This window comes from Rugosibacter aromaticivorans, assembly GCF_000934545.1.
Classification (GTDB): domain Bacteria; phylum Pseudomonadota; class Gammaproteobacteria; order Burkholderiales; family Rhodocyclaceae; genus Rugosibacter; species Rugosibacter aromaticivorans.
The window spans coordinates 2,121,756-2,143,700 of sequence record NZ_CP010554.1 but is presented as its reverse complement, the minus strand read 5'-3'; the positions used below and the strand labels follow the sequence as shown (position 1 = coordinate 2,143,700).

General features: G+C 57.2%; 23 protein-coding genes, 1 other RNA gene and 2 pseudogenes. 9 read left to right on the top strand and 17 right to left on the bottom strand.

What is annotated here, in order from left to right:
* Window positions 1-62 precede the first annotated feature (62 nt).
* Complete coding sequence (locus PG1C_RS10725; protein ID WP_202634770.1) at window positions 63-443, bottom strand: HIRAN domain-containing protein; 381 nt, start codon at window positions 441-443, stop codon at window positions 63-65.
* On the bottom strand, window positions 424-774 hold the full coding sequence (locus PG1C_RS10720) for a YraN family protein (protein ID WP_202634769.1): 351 nt from the start codon (window positions 772-774) through the stop codon (window positions 424-426). The genes PG1C_RS10725 and PG1C_RS10720 overlap by 20 nt, the downstream gene beginning before the upstream one ends.
* 12 nt (window positions 775-786) lie before the next feature.
* Here PG1C_RS10720 and rsmI point away from each other — a divergent pair, with 12 nt between their 5' ends.
* The 4 genes and pseudogenes from rsmI to rnpB all read left to right on the top strand — a co-directional run bounded on the left by rsmI (window position 787) and on the right by rnpB (window position 3,999).
* Window positions 787-1,671 carry a 16S rRNA (cytidine(1402)-2'-O)-methyltransferase gene (gene rsmI, locus PG1C_RS10715; RefSeq protein WP_202634768.1) on the top strand — a complete coding sequence of 295 codons (885 nt, stop codon included), beginning with the start codon at window positions 787-789 and terminating at the stop codon, window positions 1,669-1,671.
* Between the two features lie 8 nt (window positions 1,672-1,679).
* Complete coding sequence (gene pyrC, locus PG1C_RS10710) at window positions 1,680-2,726, top strand: dihydroorotase (protein WP_202634767.1); 1,047 nt, start codon at window positions 1,680-1,682, stop codon at window positions 2,724-2,726.
* Between the two features lie 117 nt (window positions 2,727-2,843).
* Window positions 2,844-3,527, top strand: a pseudogene (locus PG1C_RS15060) (DUF3025 domain-containing protein); the annotation flags it as partial.
* A 25-nt stretch (window positions 3,528-3,552) separates the two neighbouring features.
* Window positions 3,553-3,999, top strand: an RNA gene (rnpB, locus tag PG1C_RS10700) — RNase P RNA component class A.
* 25 nt (window positions 4,000-4,024) lie between these two features.
* On the opposite strand, the gene PG1C_RS10695 is transcribed toward rnpB, so the two are convergent.
* On the bottom strand, window positions 4,025-4,453 hold the full coding sequence (locus tag PG1C_RS10695) for a universal stress protein (protein ID WP_202634766.1): 429 nt from the start codon (window positions 4,451-4,453) through the stop codon (window positions 4,025-4,027).
* Window positions 4,450-5,172 (bottom strand): TerC family protein, encoded by a 723-nt coding sequence (locus tag PG1C_RS10690; protein ID WP_284431820.1) that lies wholly within the window; start codon window positions 5,170-5,172, stop codon window positions 4,450-4,452. The genes PG1C_RS10695 and PG1C_RS10690 overlap by 4 nt, the downstream gene beginning before the upstream one ends.
* Before the next feature lie 104 nt (window positions 5,173-5,276).
* On the opposite strand from PG1C_RS10690, the gene PG1C_RS10685 reads away from it, so the two are divergent.
* Together PG1C_RS10685 and PG1C_RS10680 are read left to right on the top strand one after the other, a co-directional pair.
* Window positions 5,277-5,648 (top strand): sirohydrochlorin chelatase, encoded by a 372-nt coding sequence (locus PG1C_RS10685; protein WP_202634764.1) that lies wholly within the window; start codon window positions 5,277-5,279, stop codon window positions 5,646-5,648.
* Window positions 5,649-5,752: 104 nt separating this feature from the next.
* Window positions 5,753-6,166 (top strand): glycine zipper 2TM domain-containing protein, encoded by a 414-nt coding sequence (locus PG1C_RS10680; protein WP_202634763.1) that lies wholly within the window; start codon window positions 5,753-5,755, stop codon window positions 6,164-6,166.
* A 24-nt stretch (window positions 6,167-6,190) separates the two neighbouring features.
* Here PG1C_RS10680 and trpC read toward each other — a convergent pair whose 3' ends face one another.
* The 12 genes and pseudogenes from trpC to PG1C_RS14740 form a co-directional block, all read right to left on the bottom strand.
* The gene (gene trpC, locus PG1C_RS10675; protein ID WP_202634762.1) at window positions 6,191-7,051 is read right to left on the bottom strand and encodes an indole-3-glycerol phosphate synthase TrpC; all 861 of its coding nucleotides are present in this window, start codon (window positions 7,049-7,051) and stop codon (window positions 6,191-6,193) included.
* A gap of 13 nt (window positions 7,052-7,064) precedes the next feature.
* Complete coding sequence (gene trpD, locus PG1C_RS10670) at window positions 7,065-8,090, bottom strand: anthranilate phosphoribosyltransferase (protein WP_202634761.1); 1,026 nt, start codon at window positions 8,088-8,090, stop codon at window positions 7,065-7,067.
* Window positions 8,087-8,659 carry an aminodeoxychorismate/anthranilate synthase component II gene (locus PG1C_RS10665; RefSeq protein ID WP_202634760.1) on the bottom strand — a complete coding sequence of 191 codons (573 nt, stop codon included), beginning with the start codon at window positions 8,657-8,659 and terminating at the stop codon, window positions 8,087-8,089. The genes trpD and PG1C_RS10665 overlap by 4 nt, the downstream gene beginning before the upstream one ends.
* Window positions 8,660-8,748: 89 nt before the next feature.
* A complete protein-coding gene (hsdR, locus tag PG1C_RS10660; RefSeq protein ID WP_202634759.1) occupies window positions 8,749-11,094 on the bottom strand; it encodes an EcoAI/FtnUII family type I restriction enzme subunit R in 2,346 nt (781 codons plus the stop codon).
* Window positions 11,091-12,158, bottom strand: coding sequence for a Fic family protein (locus PG1C_RS10655; protein ID WP_202634758.1), 1,068 nt, complete (start codon window positions 12,156-12,158; stop codon window positions 11,091-11,093). The genes hsdR and PG1C_RS10655 overlap by 4 nt, the downstream gene beginning before the upstream one ends.
* 470 nt (window positions 12,159-12,628) lie before the next feature.
* Complete coding sequence (locus tag PG1C_RS10650) at window positions 12,629-13,108, bottom strand: DUF4411 family protein (protein ID WP_202634757.1); 480 nt, start codon at window positions 13,106-13,108, stop codon at window positions 12,629-12,631.
* Entirely contained in the window at window positions 13,095-14,243 is a 1,149-nt protein-coding gene (locus PG1C_RS10645; protein WP_202634756.1) for a helix-turn-helix domain-containing protein, read from the bottom strand. Before PG1C_RS10645 ends, PG1C_RS10650 begins: the two co-directional genes overlap by 14 nt.
* 51 nt (window positions 14,244-14,294) lie before the next feature.
* The gene (locus PG1C_RS10640; protein ID WP_202634755.1) at window positions 14,295-15,410 is read right to left on the bottom strand and encodes a restriction endonuclease subunit S; all 1,116 of its coding nucleotides are present in this window, start codon (window positions 15,408-15,410) and stop codon (window positions 14,295-14,297) included.
* The gene (locus tag PG1C_RS10635) at window positions 15,407-15,781 is read right to left on the bottom strand and encodes a GIY-YIG nuclease family protein (protein ID WP_202634754.1); all 375 of its coding nucleotides are present in this window, start codon (window positions 15,779-15,781) and stop codon (window positions 15,407-15,409) included. Before PG1C_RS10635 ends, PG1C_RS10640 begins: the two co-directional genes overlap by 4 nt.
* 55 nt (window positions 15,782-15,836) lie before the next feature.
* Window positions 15,837-16,418, bottom strand: coding sequence for an HsdM family class I SAM-dependent methyltransferase (locus PG1C_RS14745; protein ID WP_202634753.1), 582 nt, complete (start codon window positions 16,416-16,418; stop codon window positions 15,837-15,839).
* Between the two features lie 68 nt (window positions 16,419-16,486).
* Window positions 16,487-16,552, bottom strand: a pseudogene (locus PG1C_RS14915) (hypothetical protein); the annotation flags it as partial.
* A gap of 2 nt (window positions 16,553-16,554) precedes the next feature.
* Complete coding sequence (locus PG1C_RS14740; RefSeq protein WP_202634752.1) at window positions 16,555-17,307, bottom strand: N-6 DNA methylase; 753 nt, start codon at window positions 17,305-17,307, stop codon at window positions 16,555-16,557.
* A 210-nt stretch (window positions 17,308-17,517) separates the two neighbouring features.
* Between PG1C_RS14740 and PG1C_RS10620 the strand changes: the two genes are divergently transcribed.
* Genes PG1C_RS10620 through PG1C_RS10610 form a run of 3 tightly spaced genes read left to right on the top strand, consistent with a single transcriptional unit; the run spans window position 17,518 to window position 20,958 of the window.
* Window positions 17,518-18,663 carry a thiamine pyrophosphate-dependent dehydrogenase E1 component subunit alpha gene (locus PG1C_RS10620; protein WP_202634751.1) on the top strand — a complete coding sequence of 382 codons (1,146 nt, stop codon included), beginning with the start codon at window positions 17,518-17,520 and terminating at the stop codon, window positions 18,661-18,663.
* Complete coding sequence (locus PG1C_RS10615; RefSeq protein ID WP_202634750.1) at window positions 18,660-19,673, top strand: alpha-ketoacid dehydrogenase subunit beta; 1,014 nt, start codon at window positions 18,660-18,662, stop codon at window positions 19,671-19,673. Before PG1C_RS10620 ends, PG1C_RS10615 begins: the two co-directional genes overlap by 4 nt.
* Before the next feature lie 13 nt (window positions 19,674-19,686).
* Complete coding sequence (locus PG1C_RS10610) at window positions 19,687-20,958, top strand: dihydrolipoamide acetyltransferase family protein (protein ID WP_202634749.1); 1,272 nt, start codon at window positions 19,687-19,689, stop codon at window positions 20,956-20,958.
* Between the two features lie 40 nt (window positions 20,959-20,998).
* Here the strand turns inward: PG1C_RS10610 and PG1C_RS10605 are convergent, their stop codons facing one another.
* On the bottom strand, window positions 20,999-21,943 hold the full coding sequence (locus PG1C_RS10605) for an ATP-binding protein (protein WP_202634748.1): 945 nt from the start codon (window positions 21,941-21,943) through the stop codon (window positions 20,999-21,001).
* Between the last annotated feature and the right edge of the window lie 2 nt (window positions 21,944-21,945).

Sequence of the window (21,945 nt, the reverse complement as noted above, 5' to 3'; positions counted from 1 at the left end):
TAACAGGTTCAAGCGCAAGGCTTGGGTGGAATAGCGGATGAAAAGACGTCTGGCCTCACCCGTTACAGCACAACAAACACGTCGACCAGCAAACGGTGCCAAGGGTTCCGCTCCTGGCGTAATTTGGCAATGCGCGCATCAACGTGTTCACCGGCATCCATGGCGGCAGCTACCGCTTGATTTTGGGCGCGAGGCAGGTAGCCTAGCTTTTGCCCCTGCCATTCCACACGCACAGCGTTCGCATCGTGTGTGTTATCAGGCTCGCGGATGAGCGCCAGCGGGTCGCCTTCGTGTAGTTCGCTCCATAGCGCCTCGCCGGCATAGTAACGAAAACCGGCTAAAGGTGAGCTTTGCACGAGAATGCGCACGTCGCCTGCTAGCGCGGTCAGGCTGAACAATGAAAAAAGAAAAACCGAAAAAAATCTAATCAGCCGTGAACGCATCGCGTATCCATTCCAAATGGCCATCGTCAATGACTACGCAGTCAAAGCGGCACGGGGCGTCATGCTGGTGGCGGCGGGTGAGCCAGTGCTGTGCAGCGAGAATCAGGCGGTGCTGTTTGGTGACGGTGATACTCGCCGCTGCGCCGCCGTAGCCTTTGTGATTGCGTAGCCGCACTTCAACAAACACGATGACATCCCCTGCGCGGCAGATCAGGTCAAGCTCGCCACCGCGCACGCGAAAATTACGTTCTAGTACCGTGAGGCCTTGCCGTTCAAGATAATCTGCTGCAGCGGTTTCCCCTGCAGTGCCTGTTTTTTGTTGGCTCGTCATAGAATGCGTGGCATGAATCAAAATCCCGTGGCAAATTCCTTGGCACCTGCATTGTATGTCGTTGCCACGCCGATCGGAAACCTCGGCGATATCACCCTGCGTGCGCTGGAGACCTTGCGTGGTGTCGATCTCGTCGCTTGCGAAGACACGCGCCACGCCAAGCACTTACTCGATCAGCATGGTCTGCGCGTGCCCACACTGGCCTTGCACCAGCACAACGAAAACGAAGCCGCCGAAAAGCTGATTCGTTTATTGGGCGAGGGCAAACGCGTTGCCCTGATTTCGGATGCCGGCACGCCGGGCGTCTCCGACCCTGGTGCGCGCACCGTCGCTGCCGTGCGCGCAGCAGGTTTTCGCGTGGTGCCGTTGCCGGGTGCGAACGCCGCGATTACGGCGTTGTCCGCCGCCGGGTTGCTGGATGAGCGTTTTTTGTTCGTCGGATTTTTGCCCGCAAAAGTCGGCGCTCGCCAGACGGCGATTACGGCGCTGGCCACTGTCGATGCAGCGCTGGTGTTTTACGAAGCGCCGCATCGCGTGCTGGAAACCGTGGGCGATCTGGCCGAACTATTACAAACGCCACTGCAACCCCAGCGTGAAATAATCATCGCCCGCGAACTGACCAAGCTGTTTGAACAAATCGAACGCCTGCCACTGGCGCAAGCACTCGCCTGGCTAGAGGCTGATACGAATCATCAACGCGGCGAATTCGTGCTGATTGTTTCTGCCCCGCCGGTGAAAAATAGCAGCGAACTGGAAGTCGAAACAGAGCGTGTGCTGACGGCATTGCTGGCTGAATTGCCGGTGAAACAGGCCGTCAAACTCGCTACCGAAATTACCGGCCAGCCCAAGAATGCGTTGTATACGCGAGCGCTGGCGCTCAAGGCCGATTCTCTATAATCGCCGACATGGATACATTAACCCTTACCCGTCCCGATGACTGGCACCTGCATCTGCGCGATGGTGCGGCGCTGGCTGCGGTGCTGCCCGATACCGCGCGGCGTTTTGCCCGCGCGATTGTGATGCCTAATCTCAAACCACCGGTGATTACCGTGGCGCTGGCCGCGGCCTATCGCCAGCGCATCCTGGATGCCGTGCCTGCAGGCTTCTCCTTTACGCCGCTGATGACGCTGTATTTGACCGACAACACGCCGCCCGGTGAGATTGCCGCGGTGCAACAGTGCGGATTTGTGCATGCCGTGAAGTATTACCCGGCAGGCGCAACGACGAACTCGGACGCCGGTGTGACTGATCTGAAAAAATGTGCCGCCACACTCGCGCAGATGGAAAAACTCGGTGTGCCGCTGCTGGTGCATGGCGAGGTGACGGATCCGGCAGTCGATATTTTTGACCGCGAGGCAGTCTTCATCGATAGCGTGCTGACCCCGCTGCTGCACGATTTCCCCGCGCTCAAAGTGGTGCTGGAACACATCACCACCGCCGATGGTGTGCAGTTTGTGCGCGAGGTGGGGGCGCACGTGGCGGCGACCATCACCGCGCATCATCTGCTGCTCAATCGCAACGCGCTGTTTGCCGGTGGCCTGCGTCCGCATCACTATTGTCTGCCGGTGTTAAAGCGTGAACGTCATCGGCAAGCGCTGGTGGCGGCGGCGGTCTCGGGCAACCCGAAGTTTTTTCTCGGCACCGATTCCGCGCCGCATGGGCAAAGCACGAAAGAAGCTGCTTGCGGTTGCGCTGGCTGCTACACCGCGCATGCCGGTATCGAGCTGTATGCCGAGGCATTCGCAGCGGTGAATGCACTCGACCGGCTGGAAGCCTTTGCCAGTTTTTTCGGCGCTGATTTTTACGGTCTGCCGCGTAATGCCGAAAAAATCACTTTGGTACGCGAGGCGATGACCGTTCCTGCGAGTTTTGATTATCTACCCGGCGAACCGCTGGTTCCCTTGCGTGCGGGTGAGGCAGTGGCTTGGCGCTTGGCTGATGTGAGTCATTAAAACAGCGGTACCGCGGTGACGCCTCTGCATCCGCTGTCGAATTTTCTCCAGCACTGGTTTGCCGATGGTGAACCCACGCTGGCCCGGCTTAATGAAGCGGCACGGCAACGCGGTGTGATGAGTGGCGGCGACGTGCCGCTGCGTTTTGTGCCGCCAGTGGCTGATGCAGCTCATTACGAAGCGCGCATTTTTAGCTCAGGCGCTGTGGCGACACGCGACGCCAATGCGCATGATTTATTCAATGCACTGATCTGGCTCACCTTTCCGCAGACCAAGGCGGTGATCAATCGGCTTCATTTTTTGACGATGCGTGATCCGGGCAGCGCGGGGTGCGGCCCTTTGCGTGGCTCATTGCGTGGTCCATTGCGCGATGCGTTAACGCAGTTTGATGAATGCGGTGTGATCGTGACGGGCACAAGCCCCGCGCTGTGGGAAGCGATTTGCGCGCATCGCTGGCAAGAAGCGTTTGTTATACGGCGAGATGAGCTCAAGCGCACTACGCGGTTTATTGTGTTCGGCCACGCCAGCCATGAGGCACTGATGTCACCCTTTAACGGATTGTGTGGCAAGTCGCTATTTCTGCCGCTGAATACCGATTGCCTCACAGCGATCGACGCTAAGGGGCCGACGCTATTGGATGAGAGCTTGGCGCGCCGTCTCGCCCGCGTCAGCGCGGTGTGTCCCTGCGGGAACTTCTGGTTGCATGCGCCACGCGATTTACAACCCTTGCCGCTGCTTGGCATCCCCGGTGCCACGGCGGAAAACGAAGCCGCTGCGTATTACGCTGACACGCGCCAGTTCCGTCCAGCGCGTACAATGCGTGCGGGAAGTTCGCCAGGCAGCCGCTGGATGCCAACGAAAATGAGGTATCTGGAGGAAAGTCCGGGCCCCGTAGAGCAGGATGCCGGCTAACGGCCGGGCACTGTGAAGTGACGGAAAGTGCAACAGAAAGATACCGCCGATGACTCGTTCCGACTTTGCCGCCGCAAGGCGGCAAAGTCTCCCTTTAGTGGGCAGGGGCGGTACAGGTAAGGGTGAAATGGTGGCGTGCCGCAAGGCATGCTGCGACCGCGCAAGCGGTTGCAGGGTAAGAGCCCACCGCGTTTCTGGTAACAGAAGCGGCACGGCAAACCCCATCCGGGGCAAGGCCAAATAGGGGAGCATTGGCGTGGCTCGCGTCGCTCCCGGGTAGGCTGCTAGAGGCCGTCGGTAACGGCGGTCCCAGAGGAATGGCTGCCCACGACAGAACCCGGCTTATCGGCGAACTTCCCACTTGTTTTCCTACCCGTTGCCCGGGCTTAGCGCACCAGCAGTACCGGTATTTTGGACAATTGCACCAGCTTCATGGCGACTGAGCCGAGCAAGGTGCCCGCTAGCCCGCTGTGCCCACGGGTGCCAAGCAAAATTTGCGTGCAGTGGTTGCTCTCGGCAAAGTCGGCAATCGTCTGTGCCGCTTCACCCACCAGCACATGAGATTCGACCGCCAGCCCGGCGGCTTCAAGCTGTGTGCGAGCAGGAGCGAGCGCGTTCATGCCGCTTTCCAGATGAAATTCACGCAGGGTGTCGGCATTGATAAAGCGGCCGATATCGCGTGGCAGATTCGGTTGCACGTTGAGCAGATGAATTTGCGGTGTTTCACGCCAGGCCGACAGGTTATTGATAACCCATGTGACCGGCAGCAAGGCGATGGCAGAGTCATCAATCGGAATGAGCCATTGCTGTGTCATGACGAAATATCCTTCGTTTTGGATGCGGCCAAATCAACGGCCGGATGAGTTTTTGCGCGTGCGGCAAGTGTTTTACCAGTCACCACCACCAGCAAGGCACCGGCTGCTGCTGCGAGTGTTTTACCGTAGGGAATGGCAGCCAGCAGATCGGCCGGCAAAGCCGGGTCGGTGATGATCATGCCACCGCCAATCCAGCCCAGCAGCGCACCTCCGGCAGTAATGATGATTGGGTAGCGATCCATCATTTTGAGCACCAACTGGCTGCCCCAGACCACAATGGGAATCGAGGCCAGAATGCCGAATACCACCAGCAACAGATTGCCGTGGGCGGCACCGGCCACGGCAATCACATTGTCCAGACTCATCACTGCATCGGCGACGATGATGGTTTTTATAGCGCCTACCAGTGTTGTGGCCGCAGCAACATCACCGTGGCCTTCATCTTCAGGTTGCAGCAGCTTCACGCCGATCCAGAATAGCAGCAGCGCACCGACAACTTTCAGCCAGGGCACCGCCAGCAGTTGCAAGGCAAAGAAAATCAGCGCGATACGCAGGCCAATGGCGCCGGCCACGCCCCAGAAAATGCCTTTTTTGCGCTGTGTATCGGGCAGCTTGCGACAGGCCAGCGCAATGACGACCGCATTGTCGCCACCGAGCATGACATCGATAGCGATAATTTGCAGCACCGCAATCCAGAAGGCGGCAGTAGAAATGTCCAGCATAAAAACTTTTTAATCCTGTGCTCAACGGAGAAGCACAATTCTAGCGGCGATTTTGTCTGAAATGTCTGCTACATTGTTCGCGGTCAACTCAAGGAAAAAACATGAAAGGTATTCTTCTGTTTGGTCATGGCGCGCGCAATCCAGCGTGGGCGCTGCCTTTTGAGCGGATACGCCAGGCCATTTTGGCGACGGATGCGGCGGCGTTGGTTGAGCCGGGGTTTTTGGAACTGATGCGGCCAACCTTTGCCGAAGGCATCGATACCCTGGTGGGCCAAGGTGCTACCGAGATTGTGGTGGTGCCGATTTTTGTGGCTGGCGGCGGCCACGTTAACAAGGATTTACCGCCGTTGGCCGATCAGGCGATGACGCGTCATGCCGGGCTGATCATTCGTCTGGCTCCACCGGTGGGCGAGGCCGCGCCGGTGTTGGCGGCCATGGCAGACTATGCGCTTAACGTGGTGCCGTTTGAATAGGCAGTGCAGGGCGTCGACTTCTTTTTTGAGTCAGAAAATTCCGAATCGGATTATTAATCCGTTAAATTACCATTTAGTATTATGTGGACAACGGGGAGAAGAAAATGAAAATCAGATATCACGGTGTGGCTGTATTGCTGGCGTTGGCGCTACCGTCGCTTGCATTTGCCGATAGCTGCAGAAAAGACTGCGGGAAGGTAGTTTCCATTGACACGGTCAAGCAGAAAGGCAAGGGTGGCGCGGTGGGCATGATTGCCGGTGGCGTGGTTGGCGGGCTGCTGGGTCACCAGATCGGTGCGGGCAATGGCAAAACACTGGCCACGGTTGCTGGTGCTGCTGGCGGCGCCTACGCTGGCAACGAGGTACAAAAGAAAGTGTCTGAAAAGACCGTCCAGGTGGTGAAGGTCAAGATGGACAGCGGTCAGATTCGCACCTTCAGGTTCAGCAAGGCTCCCGTGGTCAAGGGTGATCGGGTGCATCTGGCCGATAATCGGCTGGTGCGCTACACCGGCAAGTAAAAAGGCTGCAATAGTCTGTTTCTTTCAGGCAAACAGTCGTGCGAGCTCCGCCCCTGGTGAGGGCGCGCGCATGAAGGCTTCGCCAACCAAAAACGCCCGAACGCCACCCGCGTAAAGTTGCGCTACATCGGATGGCGCAAGAATGCCCGATTCCGCGACGAGAATGCGGTTCGACGGAATGCGCTGATGTTGCGACAACGTGGTGTCGAGATTTACCTCAAACGTGTGCAGATTGCGGTTGTTAATGCCAATCAAGGGTGTCTTCAATTGCAGGGCAATGTCCAGCTCGGCGGGCTCATGGCATTCAACCAGCACAGCCAGCCCCAGCGATTGCGCAATGGCTTCCATCGCCTGCATCTCGGCGAGCGATAACGCGGCCACGATGAGCAAAATTGCATCTGCGCCCATGGCACGTGCTTCATAGACTTGATACGGATCGACCAGAAAATCCTTGCGCAGCACGGGCAGGGTGCACGCGTTGCGCGCTTGCCTCAGATAGTCGGGTGAGCCTTGAAAAAACGAGCGGTCGGTGAGCACGGACAAGCAGGCCGCACCATGCCGCGCATAGTCTGCGGCAATCTCGGCAGGTTGAAAGTTTTCGCGAATCACGCCTTTGGAGGGGCTGGCTTTTTTGATTTCTGCAATCACCGCTATGTGACGTATTGCGCCTGCTGCCATGTCTTTTAACGTGTCACCCGCCGTACCACCAGCGCCGATTTTTTCTGCAGCGGATGAATCGATCTTCTGCCGTAGTGCCGCGACAAAATCGCGCGCGGGCGGCTGTGCTTCGGCCTCACTACGCAGCGTGGCGAGCGGCTTTACCGCTAACGCGGCGGCGACTTCATCGCGTTTAACCGCGAGAATTTTGTTGAGAATGTCGGACATCAGGTATCGCTTATCAAGAAAATTTTCGTGTGAAGGTAACAAAGGCGTCGAGTTTTTCGCGTGCTGCGCCAGAGGCCATCACCTCACGCGCACGGTGTATGCCTTCACCGATCGACGTCACCAGATTGGCAGTGTACAACGCGGCACCGGCATTCAGCGCCACGATGTCGCGCGCAGCACCAGGTTTGTCTTCCAGCGCGGCGATCAGCATGGCTTTGGATTCATCGGCATCCGCCACGCGCAAGCTACGGTTGGAAATCATCGCTAAACCAAAATCTTCCGGGTGAACTTCATACTCGGTAATCTGGCCGTTTTTTAATTCGCCCACCAAGGTGGTTGCACCTAGCGAGATTTCATCCATGCCGTCTTTGCCCCACACCACCAACACGTGATCTGCGCCCAGCCGCTGCATCACGCGCACCTGAATGCCAACTAAATCGGGGTGAAATACGCCCATCAAGGTATTGGGCGCACCTGCCGGATTGGTCAGTGGCCCGAGAATATTGAACAGTGTGCGCACACCCATTTCACGGCGCACGGCGGCCACATTTTTCATCGCCGGATGATGGTTCGGCGCGAACATGAAACCGCAGCCTATCGTCTCGATGCACTCGGCAACCTGGGGCGGCGTGAGATCGATTTTTGCCCCCATGGCCTCCAATACATCGGCCGAGCCGGATTTGGAAGACACGCTGCGGTTGCCATGTTTGGCGACGGTGGCGCCCGCAGCGGCGGTGACAAACATGGAGGCCGTAGAAATGTTGAAGGTGTGCGAACCGTCACCACCCGTGCCCACGATATCGACAAAGTGCGGGTTATGCGGGGTATCGACATGAGTCGCCAGCTCACGCATGACACGGGCGGCGGCTGAAATTTCGTCGATGGTTTCTTTTTTCACGCGCAAGCCAGAAAGCAGCGCAGCCACCATCACGGGCGAGATGTCGCCGTGCATGATTTGCCGCATCAAATGCAGCATTTCGTCATGAAAAATTTCGCGGTGATCGATAATGCGCTGCAATGCTTCTTGCGGAGTAATCATGTTGTGCCCGGCTGTAAAAAGTTGCGCAGCAAATCGTGGCCGCGCTCGGTGAGAATGGATTCCGGATGAAACTGCACGCCTTCCACCGCCAGCTCGCGGTGGCGCACGCCCATGATTTCACCATCGTCTGTCCAGGCGGTGACTTCGAGGCAATCAGGCAAGGATTCGCGGCGGATCGCCAGCGAGTGATAGCGTGTGACGGTGAGTGGGTTGGGCAAGCCGCGAAACACGCCCTGGTCGGTGTGATGTACCGGTGAGGTTTTGCCATGCATCAATTCTTTAGCGCGCACAATCTCGCCGCCAAATGCAGCGCCAATGCTCTGATGCCCGAGGCACACGCCAAGCAGGGGGATTTTGCCCGCGAAAGTTTTGATTGCCTCCACCGAAATGCCGGCTTCTGCCGGAGAGCAAGGCCCCGGCGAGACCACAATGTGCGCAGGCGCTAGTGTCGTAATCTCAGCTAGCGAGATGTCATCATTGCGAAACACCTTGACCTCTTCACCCAGCTCGCCAAAATACTGCACCAGGTTGTAGGTGAAACTATCGTAGTTATCGATCATTAGCAGCATGGTGTGGCTATCCTTTTTCTTGCGCGAGGGCACAAAGCAAGTCGGCAAATCAACTAAGCAAAGCAAACAAGCCGCTATTTTCGCCCAGATTAGCTTAGGGATAAAGCTGCTGGCTGATAAAGGTATTTTTGAAAGCCTGAAAACACTTTGCCGATCTCGCCGGGGGCGCCCAGATCAGCTACGGCATCGGCAAGCGAGTCGTGGTATTTCAGGCGCAAGAGCGGGGTGAGTTTTGTCGCATCCAGCTCTTCTACACCTGCGCTGACATAGTGCGCCAGCACAAAGTCGAGAAAGACCTGCTGTCGGATGTTGAAATGGGTGCTAATCCGCGCCATCGCCTGGTCGGCGCGTTCTTCGCGGGTCAGCGGTGCCAGTGCATAAGCCACATGCGCCAGCACATCGAAAAGGTCGCTTTTCTCAGCGTCAATGATGCGCTGCATTTCTGCTAGTTGATCGCGGCCAAAGCCTTTTTCGGCCAGCCCCTCCAACAACTTCTTGCGCGTATCCGGTGCGCTCCACAGGGTGCGGAGTTCGTCTTCGTCGCGGAAGAATTCCGGCAGCTTGCCAAACATCGCTTCCATGAACTGCTGTGCCGACATCGGCGTGCCATCGGGATGCCAGAAGCTTGTCGCCGTCATGTGCTGGATGCTGCGCGCCTTGCCATCGGCGAGCTTGACCTTGATCTTCTGGCGCGGCGGATAGTCCCCTGCCGGCTCGCGCTCGCGAGTTGCCGGTGGCTCAGCCAAGGGAGGCAACGGATAGTCCTTGGGTTCCGCTTCCATTGGTTCAATGGGCTCGCCATCCCATTCCGGATCGCTGAAATGGTGGTGTGCTTTCACAAAGTCATAAATCGTGAAATAGTCCTTGCTGTCATACAACCTTGTGCCGCGCCCGATGATCTGCTTGAACTCGATCATCGAATTAATCGGCCGCAGCAGCACGATGTTGCGGATATTGCGCGCATCCACGCCGGTGGAAAGTTTTTGCGAAGTGGTCAGAATCGTCGGGATGGTTTTTTCATTGTCCTGAAAATCGCGCAGCCATTGCTCGCCCAGCGCGCCGTCATTCGCCGTCACGCGCTGGCAGTAGTTCGGGTCTGTGCTGGTTTTCGTCTGGTTGATCAAGTCCCGCACGGCCAGCGCGTGGGCCTGGTTGGCGCAGAACACCAGCGTCTTTTCCCGCTGGTCGATCTGCCCCATGAAAATCTCGACGCGCTTTTTCTCGCGCTCCTTGATCTCGATAATGCGGTTGAAGTCAGCCTCTTCATACCGCTTGCCCGCTTCGATCTCGCCTTCGACCAGCGTGTCGTCCGGCGTAAAGACGTATTCATCCAGCGTCGTGGCAATCTGCTTGATGCGGAAGGGCGTCAAAAAGCCATCGTTAATGCCTTCCTTGAGTGAGTAGATAAACACCGGCTCGCCAAAATAGGCATAGGTGTCCACGTTATCTCGCCGCTTGGGCGTTGCCGTCAGGCCAAGCTGCACGGCAGGCGCAAAGTATTCGAGAATGCCGCGCCAATTACCCTCATCATTCGCGCCACCGCGATGGCATTCGTCAATGATGATGAAATCAAAAAAGTCCAGCGGATATTCGCCAAAATGCGGTGCGGGCTGTCCGTCTTTTTCCGCGCTACTCATGAAGGTTTGAAAGATCGTGAAGAAGATGCTGCCGTTCTTTGGCACCTTGCCTTTTTTGCGGATGTCCGCAGGCTCGATGCGCACCAGCGCATCCTCGGGGAAAGCCGAAAACGCATTGAATGCCTGATTCGCCAGAATGTTGCGATCCGCCAGAAATAAAACGCGTGGCCGTCGTGTGGGTTCGCGACTCAAATTCCAGCGGGACTGGAACAGCTTCCACGCCAACTGAAACGCAATGAAGGTCTTGCCTGTGCCGGTTGCCAGCGTCAGCAGAATACGCTCGTGTCCCTCGGCGATCGCCGCCAGCACACGCTCCACGGCAATGTCCTGGTAATAGCGCCCCTGAAAATAACCACCGCGATCTTCAAACGGCACAGCGGCAAAACGGTCGCGCCAGGCGTTTTGCGTGGCAAAAGTGCGATTCCACAATGCTTCCGGCGACGGATACTGCGCCAACTCGGCCTCAGCACCCGTCTGCATGTCGATGCCGTAAATGCCTTGCCCGTTGCTGGCATAGGTGAAGCGAATCGCCAGCTTGCCCGCGTAATCCTTGGCTTGGCCAACACCTCCGGTCAGCGGTTTATCCCACGCCTTGGCCTCCACCACGGCTAGCTTGGTGTTGCGGTATTCCAGCACATAGTCGGCAGTCAGCGCCTTGCCGCGTTTGCCCGCGCCCTCAATGCGCCCCAGCGTGATCGGATACTCCCGCCGGATGCGGCTGCCTGCAACCACGCCCCAACCCGCCGCCGCCAACGCGGGGTCGATGTGCTCGGCGCGGGTTTCGGGTTTCGGCTTCATTCATCGTTCAGGGTGATTTGCGTCAGCAGATTGAATAAGGGACGATTGATATAAAAGTTGGTTCGTCCGATCTTTTTCTTTTCCACAAACCCATTGCGGGTCAGCGTATCCAGATGTTTGGCCGCCGTAATCCGGGAAACGCCCAGATCTTTTTCCACGAACTCGATTTTGGTATAGGGATAGCGAAACAAGTTGTTCAGCAGCTCCTGACTGTAAAGCCTGGGCAACTCGCCGCGCAGCCGCTGCTTGGTGGCCTGCATCAGTTTGCGCAATTGCTTGATCAGCCTGATTTCGCTACGGGCGGTAACGGCCACGCCCTTGACCAGGTAGACGCACCAGTCCACCCACCCATTCGTTTCGCGTGTCGATTGCAACAACTGGTAATACTGCGCCTTGGTCGACGTGATATACCGGCTCAGATACAACACCGGCAACTCCATCAAGCCTTCGCGTTGCAATATCAGCAAATTCAAAATGCGGCCGGTGCGGCCGTTGCCATCATAAAACGGGTGGATGCTTTCGAACTGATGATGCGCAATCGCCATGCGCAACAAGGGGTCGTAATCGTCATCGGCATGGATGAAATCCACCAGTTGCGTCATCAGTTTTTCGATCAACACGGCATCCTGCGGCGGCTCATAAATCACCGCACCCGTTGCCTGATTCTTCAGTACCGTGCCCGGCACCTTCCTAAAGCCGGCGTTGTTCTGCTCGACCTGTTCCTGCACACGCAGGATCGTGCTTATGCGGATCAAGCCGGCATTCACCACATCGGTAAACCCCACCTTCAAGGCCGTGATGTAGTTTTGCACTTCCTTGGCCGCCGGCGAAGCCGAGCCGCTTTGGTCGTAGGCATACAACTCATCGTGCGTGGTGATGATGTTCTCGATTTCCGAACTGTCTTTCGCCTCCTGAATGGCCAGCGTATCGAGCAGGATGGCGCGGTTCGGCAGCGACTCGCACAAGCCTTTAAGCTCCGCCAAATAGCGGTGCGCCTCAGCCAGACTCTGCCAGACTGCCTTGACCTCAAGGCTGGCGGCGCTGGGAATATCCAGTTCGGTCATGTTTTCGCCTGTTGGAACGTGATAAGAAATCAAAGATAGCTTATCACGTCGCCCGCGATAGGTATAAGAATTTCAGTTTTCTTTTCATGTCGCAAGGCGCGTGTGCAAGAAAGGCCAATTTTTCAACACGTTTTTCGGACATCTCGCCAGCAAGGACAGCACACCCGTGAAAAGTCGGCGCTGGCGGGACGGCGATGCTGGCGAAGCCTCTATAATCCATGCCCAAGTGGGTTGGGGGTTCCCGGCCGGCGTCATGGCCTCGGTGAGATCATCGGGGTCTTTCGCTGACTGGGGCAGAAGGGATTTTTCAGGTCGTCCAGGGCGGTCAGCTTTTGCTGGTAGAGGGATTCGAGGTGTTACGTTCAAGCTTCGTCCATAGTGATATCGGGTTTGCGATAAAGCACTTTCAAGCCCAGTTGGGCAGGTATCGGGCATAGCGGGTCATCTCCGACTCGAGACATCGAGCAAAACTACCGGAATACTGCCTCAGACCGCTTGATGTAATCAATGAACTTGATCCAGGGCACGGCGACTCCCTTCATATCGCAAACTGCTGGAATTTTGCAGTTCTCAAGCTTTTTCGGCAGCGCGGGTTGCCACTTTTCATCCGTCACTACCTCAGCCTTATGCGTCCGCGCTGTTGCAATAATGAACAAGTCATTCTCACCAACACCACTACCGTATTTGTCGCCGACAATGCCCAGCAGGTTTTTGATGCGCATTGCATCATGAATAATCGCGTTGTTAATTTCAAGTAACTCAAGATTATTATTTCTTAACCACTTGCCACATTCGGGTGCTTTGTGGGCTACCTCATCAAAGGCCACGCTGGGCATCACGAGGAATTGTTTATTGATCTGATTCGCCATCCAATCCCACAAGCCAGGAAATTGCTGCAAAGGATAGTTATCCCACGCGTAAATCATGGATGACGCATCAAACACCTGCATAGTGTCGCTCCAGAGAATGCAGGTCTTTGATCGTCAGGTTGTCGAGGTAACTGCTGGCCTTGGTCAGCGTGATGTGGCGGGCGCTCAGCGCATCCAGCACCGTGCGCACAAAAGTGTCGCCGAATACATGCGTGGGTTCCCGGTGGCGATAGGCACGGCTCCCGCCACCATCTTCGGCCACCACTGCCTCCTGTCGCCATTCGCGGTAAGCGGCGTACTGGTTACGGGGCAGACGGCCTACATCCAGCAGGCGGCGCAAGATCACCTCGCCGCTGACACCCCAAGCCTTGCGCTGCTCACGCAACCATTCGTCGAATTGATCAACCTCATGCGGCCTATCGGCGTCGCGGATGTTGGTTAGAAAAGCTTGCGGCACCAGCAGATGGCCGGCGAAAGCATTGGCCTCCTGCTCGCGACCTTCATGGGAATGCAAGTCGTGGTTATCATCAATGGAACTGGTTTTATGCAGCAGCAAATGCCCCAGCTCGTGCATCAGGGTAAAAGACTGTTGGGGTTCCCACGCCTGCTTCTTGATAACAATCACAGGACATTCCGGGTCATATAAAGAAAAGCCAAGAATCGGGCTTTCCTTGGCAATCTGCCATTTGCCGTTGTAACCATTGCTGCGAAACACCAACAGCCCCTTGGCTTCCAATGCACGACGGTAACTCTCAAAGTCGTTCCGCTCAGCCAGCCCCAGCCACTGGCGTACAGCACCTGCCGCCGTTTGCGAGCTTAACCCGGCAAGATCAGGCGGACTGAAGCGGGGCGTATCCGCATCATCCAGCTCTTCACGCAGGCTCAGGTACACAGCGCGTTGCTTTTCGACTCGCTCGATCAATGCCTTGAAGCGCGGGGAAAGTTCTGGTTTTTGGTTAGCCAGCGTGCGAAATTGAGGCGTATGCACTTGAGCCTCATCCACCGGGCCGGGTTCAAGAAAGAACAGGACACCCCGGCCGAAATACTCCGCAATTTTGCGTAGCTGGTTAAACGTAATGCCCGCTTCACCGGCCATCACCTTGTTGATGTTGGCCGCAGCAATGCCTACTTCGGACGCAAAGTCTTCCAGCGTGATGCCGCGATCGGCACAACACCAGCTAATGCGCTCAGGATTGATCGACTGTATGCGTTCCATATCAAGGCATTATATCTATGCGGCGTATTTTTCCCTGTCGGGATCAAGGCGTTATAACGCCTCGGAGAATGCTTGGTACAAGAGGGATTTTTTCAGCTCGTCGAGGGCGGTCAGCTTTTGCTGGTAGAGGGATTCGAGGCGTTGGGTTTCGTCAAGCATTGAGTCCAACATCGAACCAGATTCGATCTGCTTTGCAATGGGCGGCAACGAGATTTCCAGTTCCTTGATCATGCCTAGCTTGAGAAATTTCGTTCCCGCACCGACAGATTGTTCTTTGAATTGCCGCAAGCTCTTGAGCATCTGAAAATACAAGAAGCGATACGACAATCGATTCTCGTCAGCTACCGTGATCACATAAGTTCGCTGGTAGGCGTTGAACTTGCCCTTGTAGTGCTTGACGTTAAAGTCACCGACGGCGTTGTTGCCGGCTAATAGGATGGCTTCACAATCGAATGCGTAATTATCGATTGCGTAGACTTCTTTAGCGCATGTGAAAAAAGGGTATGTACCATTTTCTGTCGCGGCATTGGCGTCGAGCTTGCCTGTCTTGATGGTGACGTAATTGCCAAGCGGAGCGTTTTCACCTTGCACGGAATCAAGAACGCTTTCAAACAAGGCGCGGGCGTTCTGGAGGTTCTTTTCGGCGTTGGCGCGGGCGACAGCGATGCCGTCGAAGGCTTCGTCGAGGATGGCGACGATGCGGTGTTGTTCGGGGAGGGGCGCGACAGGAACAGGAACCTCTTTTAGCTTTCCACCGGATAGCTCCTTGAATGTCGCACCGGTGCCGAGGTCATTCAGTAAGGGAACGATGCTCGCCAAGTAGTAGTACAGATACTTGTTATCGAGTCCATTGCGCGGCACCAAGCCTTTGCAACCTTGATTGGTCGCCATCGGCATGGTGTTGATGACCAAGTGTCCAATCGGGGCACGAGAGGAAAGAATTACTGACTGTTGCGGCAGGAGTCTCGCGGAACTGTTCTGCATTCCTGCATCGGTGATCGTTCGTTCCGTTTGGTCGATGTAAGGCGTAGCCCGCTTGCCCATTTCGGCGGGCGTAATCCATTGATGCGGCCCATCCCAGTATCCTTTGACGCCGGTCTTGGGCGTGCCGCCGTTGACGACATCGCAGACATCGCCAATGGCCTTAAGTTGCCACCCTGCCTTCATCGCGACACCTCTTCTTCCGTTCGTCCTGAGCTTGTCGAAGGATGAACGGACGCTGGCGACTGCCCTTCGACAGGCTCAGGGCGAACGGGGGCGCTGGATTTGGCGAGTCGGGATACTTCGGCCCAATTACCTCGCATCATGGCCTCCTTCTTTTTGCGGCTCCAGCCCTTGATCTGCTGCTCTGCGGCGAGGGCTTCTTCGCGGGTGGCGCAGTCTTGCGAGAACACGAGTTGCAGTGGGCGACGTTTGAAGGTGTAACAGCTTGAGATTGCCCCAGTTTCGTGTTCACCGATGCGCTTTTCAAGGTTGTCGGTATGGCCTGTGTAATAGCTGCCATCAGCACAACGCAGTATGTAAACCCAGAAAGCCATAGTTAATTTTCGCCCTTCGACAAGCTCAGGGCGAACGGGGATGTGGTGTATCGATTCATCGCATCACCTTATCGGTTGCGCTCAGCATCTCCCTAATCTTCGCCAGTACGTCCGCACTCTCCGCATCCAGCGTGGCGATTCCATCCAAGATGTCCTGCGGGCTGCGATGTACGACGGCTTCGCCGCCGTTCGGGTTTTTCACCGAGAGGTCGAAGGTCGCCGTGTCACCAGCGCCGACTTTTACGCTCCAGCTCTTATCCGAATCGGCGAAGGTTTTTTGCAGTTCGACGAATTCTGCCAAGTCGGCGTCGTTCAGCGGGTTGGTCTTGCCCAGGTTGCGGCCGGGGTCGAGCTGGTAATACCAAACCTTTCTGGTCGGTGCGCCTTTCTCGAAAAACAGGACGACGGTTTTCACACCCGCGCCTTGAAAGGTGCCGCCGGGGCAGTCGAGCACGGTGTGCAGGTTGCAGGTCTCCAGCAAGTGCTTGCGCAAGCTCACCGAGGCGTTGTCGGTGTTGGAAAGAAACGTGTTCTTGATGACGACATCCGCGCCGCCGCCGGCCTTGAGCATCTTGATGAAGTGTTGCAGGAAGAGGAAAGCCGTCTCGCCGGTGCGGATGGGGAAGTTCTGCTGCACTTCCGCTCTTTGCCGCCAAAGGGCGGGTTGGCGAGGATGACCTCGAAGCGGTCCTTGTCTTGCACATCGGCGAGGGGCTCGGCCAGGGTGTTGGTGTGCACGATGTTGGGCGCTTCGATGCCGTGCAGGATCATGTTCATGATGGCCATGACATAGGCCAGCGACTTTTTTTTCCTTGCCGTAGAAGGTGCGGGTTTGCAGGGTGGAAAAGTCGGCGGTGGTGAGACGGCGATTGGCGGTGAGGTAATGCTTCGCACAAAAAGCCCGCGCTGCCCACGGCGCCGTCGTAAATGCGCTCGCCGATTTGAGGCTGCACGACTTTGACGATGGCGCGGATCAGCGGGCGCGGGGTGTAATACTCGCCGCCGTTGCGCCCGGCGTTGCCCATGTTCTTGATCTTGGCTTCGTACAGGTGGCTTAACTCGTGCTTTTCGGTTTGCGAGCGAAAGCGCAGCTCGTCGATGTGATCGATGATCTCGCGCAGGTTGTAGCCGCTGTGGATTCTGTTTTTGATCTCGCCGAAGATTTCGTCGATTTTGTATTCCAGCGTGTTCGGCCCGCTGGCTTTTTGCTTGAAGCTTTGCAGATAGGGGAAGAGTTGTCTGTCGACAAAATCGCGCAGATCATCCCCCGTGAGCGCCTTGTTGTGGTCCGGCTTGCCGTCTTTATCCTTGGGCGCGGCCCAGGTATTCCAGCGGTAGGGCGCGTCCAGAATGTGCGTGTAGGGCTTGCCGTTGAGCGCAGCCTCGGTGGCTTTGTCTGCTTCCAGCCCGTCGAGGTATTTCAAAAACAGCAGCCAGGAAGTTTGCTCGGTGTAGTCGAGCTCTGTGGTGCAACCGGCTTCTTTCCAGAGGACGTCGTCGATATTTTTAAAGGCTTGTTCGAACATGAGCGGGTGGTGATAGAGATAGGCAATAAGAGGGGGCTTTACGAGGATAAGGCGGTAAAGTGCAAGAAAGCACTTTGAGTATACTGACCTTGAAATTTTAACGGCCTGATACTTGGTTAATCGCTGGATTAATCGCTGCGAATAAAAGCGATAAGGTGGGCGGGTGCAGGGCTAAAATAAATCGCAAATAAACCGCAGAGGAGGCTTTCAATGGGCGAGAAAAAATGGGCTGAGGTTCGGCCACGAGAAGATTATTTTCGGATTCTGAATCCGGATGGCAGCGTAGAAGGCACGGTGCCGGAAGTCTCCAGGCAGGAGTTGCTGCGCTGGTATGAGGTGTTGGTCGAAACGCGCACGTTTGAGGCGATGGTGTTGCGCTTGCAGCGGCGCGGGGTGTTGAGCGTGGCGGCCAGCTCGCGCGGTGAAGAAGCGTCCGGCCTGGGCGCGGCGGCGGCGTTGCAGGTGGGCGACTGGTTATTTCCCGCGTATCGCCAGCTCAGCGCCGTGCTGTATTGGAATGCGCCGGTGGATCGCATCATGGCCGGGCTGATGGGCAATACGCCGGAGCATATCCGTGAGCATTTGCCCCTGCCGCCGGAAGTGCCCCCGGGCGTGAACATCCTGCCTTATCCGGTATTTCTGGGGGCTTATGTTCCTCTGGCAGTGGGTTGTGCGCTGGCCGATAAACTCAATGGCAGGAAGCACGTGAGCCTGGCGTTTGTGGGCGAGGGCAGCACCAGCGAGGGTGATTTTCACGATGGCCTGAACTTTGCCGGCGTGCTGGAATCCCCCTGCGTGATTATTGTGCAAAACAACCAGTGGAGTATTTCCGTGCCCGCTTCGCGCCAGACGGCAGCAGCTACCTTTGCACAAAAAGCCGTGGCCTATGGCTTGCCGCATGAGCGGGTGGATGGCAATGATATTTTTGCCGTGTATGACACCGTGAAAAAAGCGGTGGATCGCGCCCGTGCCGGCGGTGGTGCCACCGTGATCGAAACGGTGACATATCGCATCCTGGACCATAACAGCGCAGATGCCTCAGCCGCCTATCGCACGGAAGATGAGGCGGAATACTGGAAGACGCTCGACCCTGTGGAACGTTTTGAAAAGTATTTATTCAATCAGGGCATTCTTGATCAGGCCACTAAAACGGCGATGGAAGAGCGTGCAGAAAAACGCCTGCGTGAGGAGATCGAGCGTGGCCGTGCGGTGCCGCCAACACCGGCGGACAACATGTTCCTCCACCATTTGCAGGGTGAGGCGGGCTGGAGCACGCAGCATCAGCGTGACGAGCTGGCGTGCGAACTGGCGGGTGGCAATCCGTTTCTCGATATGACCGGAGAGGGCATGCAATGACGCGCATCAATGAACTGCCAGTAACGGAAGAAATGAATCTGGTGACGGCGGTAACGCATACGCTGCGCCAGGAAATGCAGCGTGACCCGAGCGTGCGCGTGATGGGTTACGACATCGGCCCGATTGGCGGCGTGTTTCGCGCCACCGAAGGCTTGTTTGACGAGTTCGGCCCCGACCGTGTGATTGATACGCCGCTGTCTGAAAACGGGCTGCTGGGCGTGGCGGTGGGCATGGCCATACGTGGCGAGCGGCCGGTGATCGAGATGCAGTTTTTGGGCTTCATGTACAACGCCTGGGGCCAGTTCATTTACAACCTGGCCAACCTGCACCAGAAAACCGGTGGCGCGATGAAAGTGCCGGTAACCATCCGCGCAACCTTCGGTGGCGGCATCAAGCCCTTGCCGTTTCATTCGGAATCCACCGAGGCGTATTTGATGCACACGCCGGGTGTGCGCGTGGTGTGCCCGAGCACGCCAGCGCAGACCAAAGGCTTGTTGGCAGCGGCGATTCGCAGCGACGATCCGGTGATATTTTTAGAGCACACCAAAATGTATCGTGCGTTTCGCGAGCCGGTACCGGTGGCGGATTACACCCTGCCGCTGGATAAATGCCGTGTGGTGCAAGAGGGCAGTGATCTGACGCTGATCGCCTGGGGCAACATGCTGCACTATGCCATCGCGGCGGCGGCAGACGTGGCGGCCAAGGGCAATGCGAGCATCGAAATTATTGATATGTGCAGCCTGGCGCCGCTGGATGTGGCACCGGTTTTGGCGTCGGTGAAAAAGACCGGCCGCTGTGTGATTGTGCATGAAGCGCGGCGCACCGCCGGGCCGGGTGCGGAAATCTCGGCGCTGATTAACGAATATGCGCTGGAATATTTGAAAGCGCCGGTCAAACGCGTGACGGCGTTCGATGTGTTCTTTCCCGAAAATCAAATAGAAGACGCCTACCTGCCCAGCTCGCAGCGCATCAAGGCGGGTATTGATGCTGTGTTGAGTTACCAGTTTTGAGTGGAGACCGATCATGACCTATGAATTTTGCTTGCCCGATGTCGGCGAAGGCATCACCGAATCCGATCTGCTCAAGTGGCATGTCAGGCCCGGCGATGTGGTGCGCGAAGACGATCTGCTGTGCGAGATCGAAACGGATAAGGCGGTCGTGGAAATACCCGTGCCGTGCAATGGTACGGTGCAAAGCTTGCAGGTGGCTGAGGGCACGACGGTTAAAGTGGGTAGCGTGATTGCGGTGTTTGCGACTGATGCTGCGGTGGCTAATGTGGCTAAGGCTGCGCATGCAGCGCATGCTGCGCCTGTTGCCCCGCAAGAGAATTCACCGCGCGCCGTATCACCAGCGCCGTCCAGTGACGGACTCAAGACTTTTCAAGCCGTCACGGCAAACCCGCCATCGCCGCCCGTGCACGCCACGCCGAGCACGCGCAGTTACGCGCGGCAGCGGGGCGTCGCGCTCGAAGTGGTCAGCGGCAGCGGGCCGCAAGGTCGCATCCTGCATGAAGACATTGACCGGCATCTGGCCGCAGGTAAAGCACCGGATACTTCCAGCGTCAGGCTGGATGTTCGCCCGACGGCGATTCCACTCACTGGCCAGCAGCGCCGCACACCGATCAAGGGGCTGCGCCGCGCCATCGCCGAAACCATGGTGCGCTCGGTGAGCGTGATACCCCACGCCACGTCGGGCTTCCGTTGCAATGCCGAGGCCTTCGTGGCGCTGCGTCAGCGCCTGCAGGAACATCTCGGCTGCCGCATTTCATTTACCGCGATGGTCATCAAGGCGATGATTCCGGCGCTTAAAAAATACCCGTATTTCAACGCCAGCATTGACGATACGAGTTACGAGATTGTCGAACATGGCGACATCAACATCGGCTTTGCCACACATACGGAAGAAGGCTTGATGGTGCCGGTGATCAAGCATGCCGATCAGAGAAGTCTGGCGGAAATCTCCGCCGAGATCGACCGCCTGGCTAGCTTGGCGCGTGAGCGCAAGATTGCGTTGGCCGATCTGAAGGGTGGCACGATCACGTTAAGCAATGTCGGCAGCCACGGCAAGCATGATCTGGTCGGGCGGCCGATCATCAATCATCCTGAAGTGGCCATCATCGCCATGACCCGTATCAAGCCGCAGGCCGCCGTGGTAAATGGCGCCGTGGTGGCGCAGCAGAGTCTGGACATGGTGACCTCCTACGATCACCGGCTGATTGATGGCGTTTATGCCGCCGAGTTCATGGAAGCGGTGATCGAGATCATTGAAGAGCCGGGTTTACTGCTGAGTCTTTGAAAAAACTACGCTGGTCGGATTTGATCGAGACCGGTTTGCGCTAGCTTTGCAGTGGGCTAGTGGCGTGCGAAGAAAATAGCACGCGCACCATCAGTCCGCTGCCACCATCGCCATCGGCCAGTTCGACCCGTGCGCCATGCAGCTCGGCGATGCGGGCGACGATGGATAAGCCCAGCCCGCTGCCTTGGGCTTCTTGCCCCGCCAGACGATAGAAGCGGCGGAAGACTTGCTCCCGCTCGTGTGCGGGGATGCCGGGCCCCGTATCGGTAACTGTCAGGCTATTTTCAGCGACCTGCACATTGACCCGGCCGCCTGCCGGTGTGTAGTAAATGGCGTTGTCGATCAGGTTGCGCAACAGGATGCGCAGCATGTCTGCGTTGCCTGACACGACGGTTGCCGCTGTTTCCAATTCGAGATGGATGTTCTTGTCGAGCGCCATGGTGCCGTGTGCGGCACATATTTCTTCCGTCAGGTGGTCGAGCAAAACGGGCTGCTTGTGCAAACCTTTTTCGGGATCGATGCGCGCCAGTATCAGCAGCTGGTTCACCAGCCGCGCCGCGCGATCGGCGCCGGCCTGTAGCTGCTGGATGGCATGGGTGCGTTCTTCCGCATCTTGCGCACGCAAGGCCACCTGCGCCTGAATGCCCAGCGCGGCCAGCGGTGTGCGTAGCTCGTGTGCGGCGTCCGCCGTAAAGCGGCGTTCAGCTTCCAGCGTGTGTTCGACGCGGGAAAAAAGATGGTTGATGGATTCCACCAGCGGACGGATTTCCTCGGGTGCTTCTGCCGGTGTCAGCGCGTGCAGGCGCGATGGCTCGCGGATAGCGATCTGGCCGGCTACGGCATCCAGAGGCTGGAGTCCGCGTCGCGTCGCCAGCCACATCCAGGCGCCTAGCAGTGGCAAACCAAAAAACGCCGGTATGAGCAAACGCCAGACGATGCGGCCGATGAGTTCATCGCGCACGGCATGGTTTTCCGCGACCAGCACGC

What these genes read in the sequence shown, in the direction of transcription:
- PG1C_RS10725 (WP_202634770.1), bottom strand. Translation starts at nt 443, where the DNA reads ATGCGTTCACGGCTGATTAGATTTTTTTCGGTTTTTCTTTTTTCATTG.
- PG1C_RS10720 (WP_202634769.1), bottom strand. Translation starts at nt 774, where the DNA reads ATGACGAGCCAACAAAAAACAGGCACTGCAGGGGAAACCGCTGCAGCA.
- rsmI (WP_202634768.1), top strand. Translation starts at nt 787, where the DNA reads ATGAATCAAAATCCCGTGGCAAATTCCTTGGCACCTGCATTGTATGTC.
- pyrC (WP_202634767.1), top strand. Translation starts at nt 1,680, where the DNA reads ATGGATACATTAACCCTTACCCGTCCCGATGACTGGCACCTGCATCTG.
- PG1C_RS10695 (WP_202634766.1), bottom strand. Translation starts at nt 4,453, where the DNA reads ATGACACAGCAATGGCTCATTCCGATTGATGACTCTGCCATCGCCTTG.
- PG1C_RS10685 (WP_202634764.1), top strand. Translation starts at nt 5,277, where the DNA reads ATGAAAGGTATTCTTCTGTTTGGTCATGGCGCGCGCAATCCAGCGTGG.
- PG1C_RS10680 (WP_202634763.1), top strand. Translation starts at nt 5,753, where the DNA reads ATGAAAATCAGATATCACGGTGTGGCTGTATTGCTGGCGTTGGCGCTA.
- trpC (WP_202634762.1), bottom strand. Translation starts at nt 7,051, where the DNA reads ATGTCCGACATTCTCAACAAAATTCTCGCGGTTAAACGCGATGAAGTC.
- trpD (WP_202634761.1), bottom strand. Translation starts at nt 8,090, where the DNA reads ATGATTACTCCGCAAGAAGCATTGCAGCGCATTATCGATCACCGCGAA.
- PG1C_RS10665 (WP_202634760.1), bottom strand. Translation starts at nt 8,659, where the DNA reads ATGCTGCTAATGATCGATAACTACGATAGTTTCACCTACAACCTGGTG.
- hsdR (WP_202634759.1), bottom strand. Translation starts at nt 11,094, where the DNA reads ATGAAGCCGAAACCCGAAACCCGCGCCGAGCACATCGACCCCGCGTTG.
- PG1C_RS10655 (WP_202634758.1), bottom strand. Translation starts at nt 12,158, where the DNA reads ATGACCGAACTGGATATTCCCAGCGCCGCCAGCCTTGAGGTCAAGGCA.
- PG1C_RS10650 (WP_202634757.1), bottom strand. Translation starts at nt 13,108, where the DNA reads ATGCAGGTGTTTGATGCGTCATCCATGATTTACGCGTGGGATAACTAT.
- PG1C_RS10645 (WP_202634756.1), bottom strand. Translation starts at nt 14,243, where the DNA reads ATGGAACGCATACAGTCGATCAATCCTGAGCGCATTAGCTGGTGTTGT.
- PG1C_RS10640 (WP_202634755.1), bottom strand. Translation starts at nt 15,410, where the DNA reads ATGAAGGCAGGGTGGCAACTTAAGGCCATTGGCGATGTCTGCGATGTC.
- PG1C_RS10635 (WP_202634754.1), bottom strand. Translation starts at nt 15,781, where the DNA reads ATGGCTTTCTGGGTTTACATACTGCGTTGTGCTGATGGCAGCTATTAC.
- PG1C_RS14740 (WP_202634752.1), bottom strand. Translation starts at nt 17,307, where the DNA reads ATGTTCGAACAAGCCTTTAAAAATATCGACGACGTCCTCTGGAAAGAA.
- PG1C_RS10620 (WP_202634751.1), top strand. Translation starts at nt 17,518, where the DNA reads ATGGGCGAGAAAAAATGGGCTGAGGTTCGGCCACGAGAAGATTATTTT.
- PG1C_RS10615 (WP_202634750.1), top strand. Translation starts at nt 18,660, where the DNA reads ATGACGCGCATCAATGAACTGCCAGTAACGGAAGAAATGAATCTGGTG.
- PG1C_RS10610 (WP_202634749.1), top strand. Translation starts at nt 19,687, where the DNA reads ATGACCTATGAATTTTGCTTGCCCGATGTCGGCGAAGGCATCACCGAA.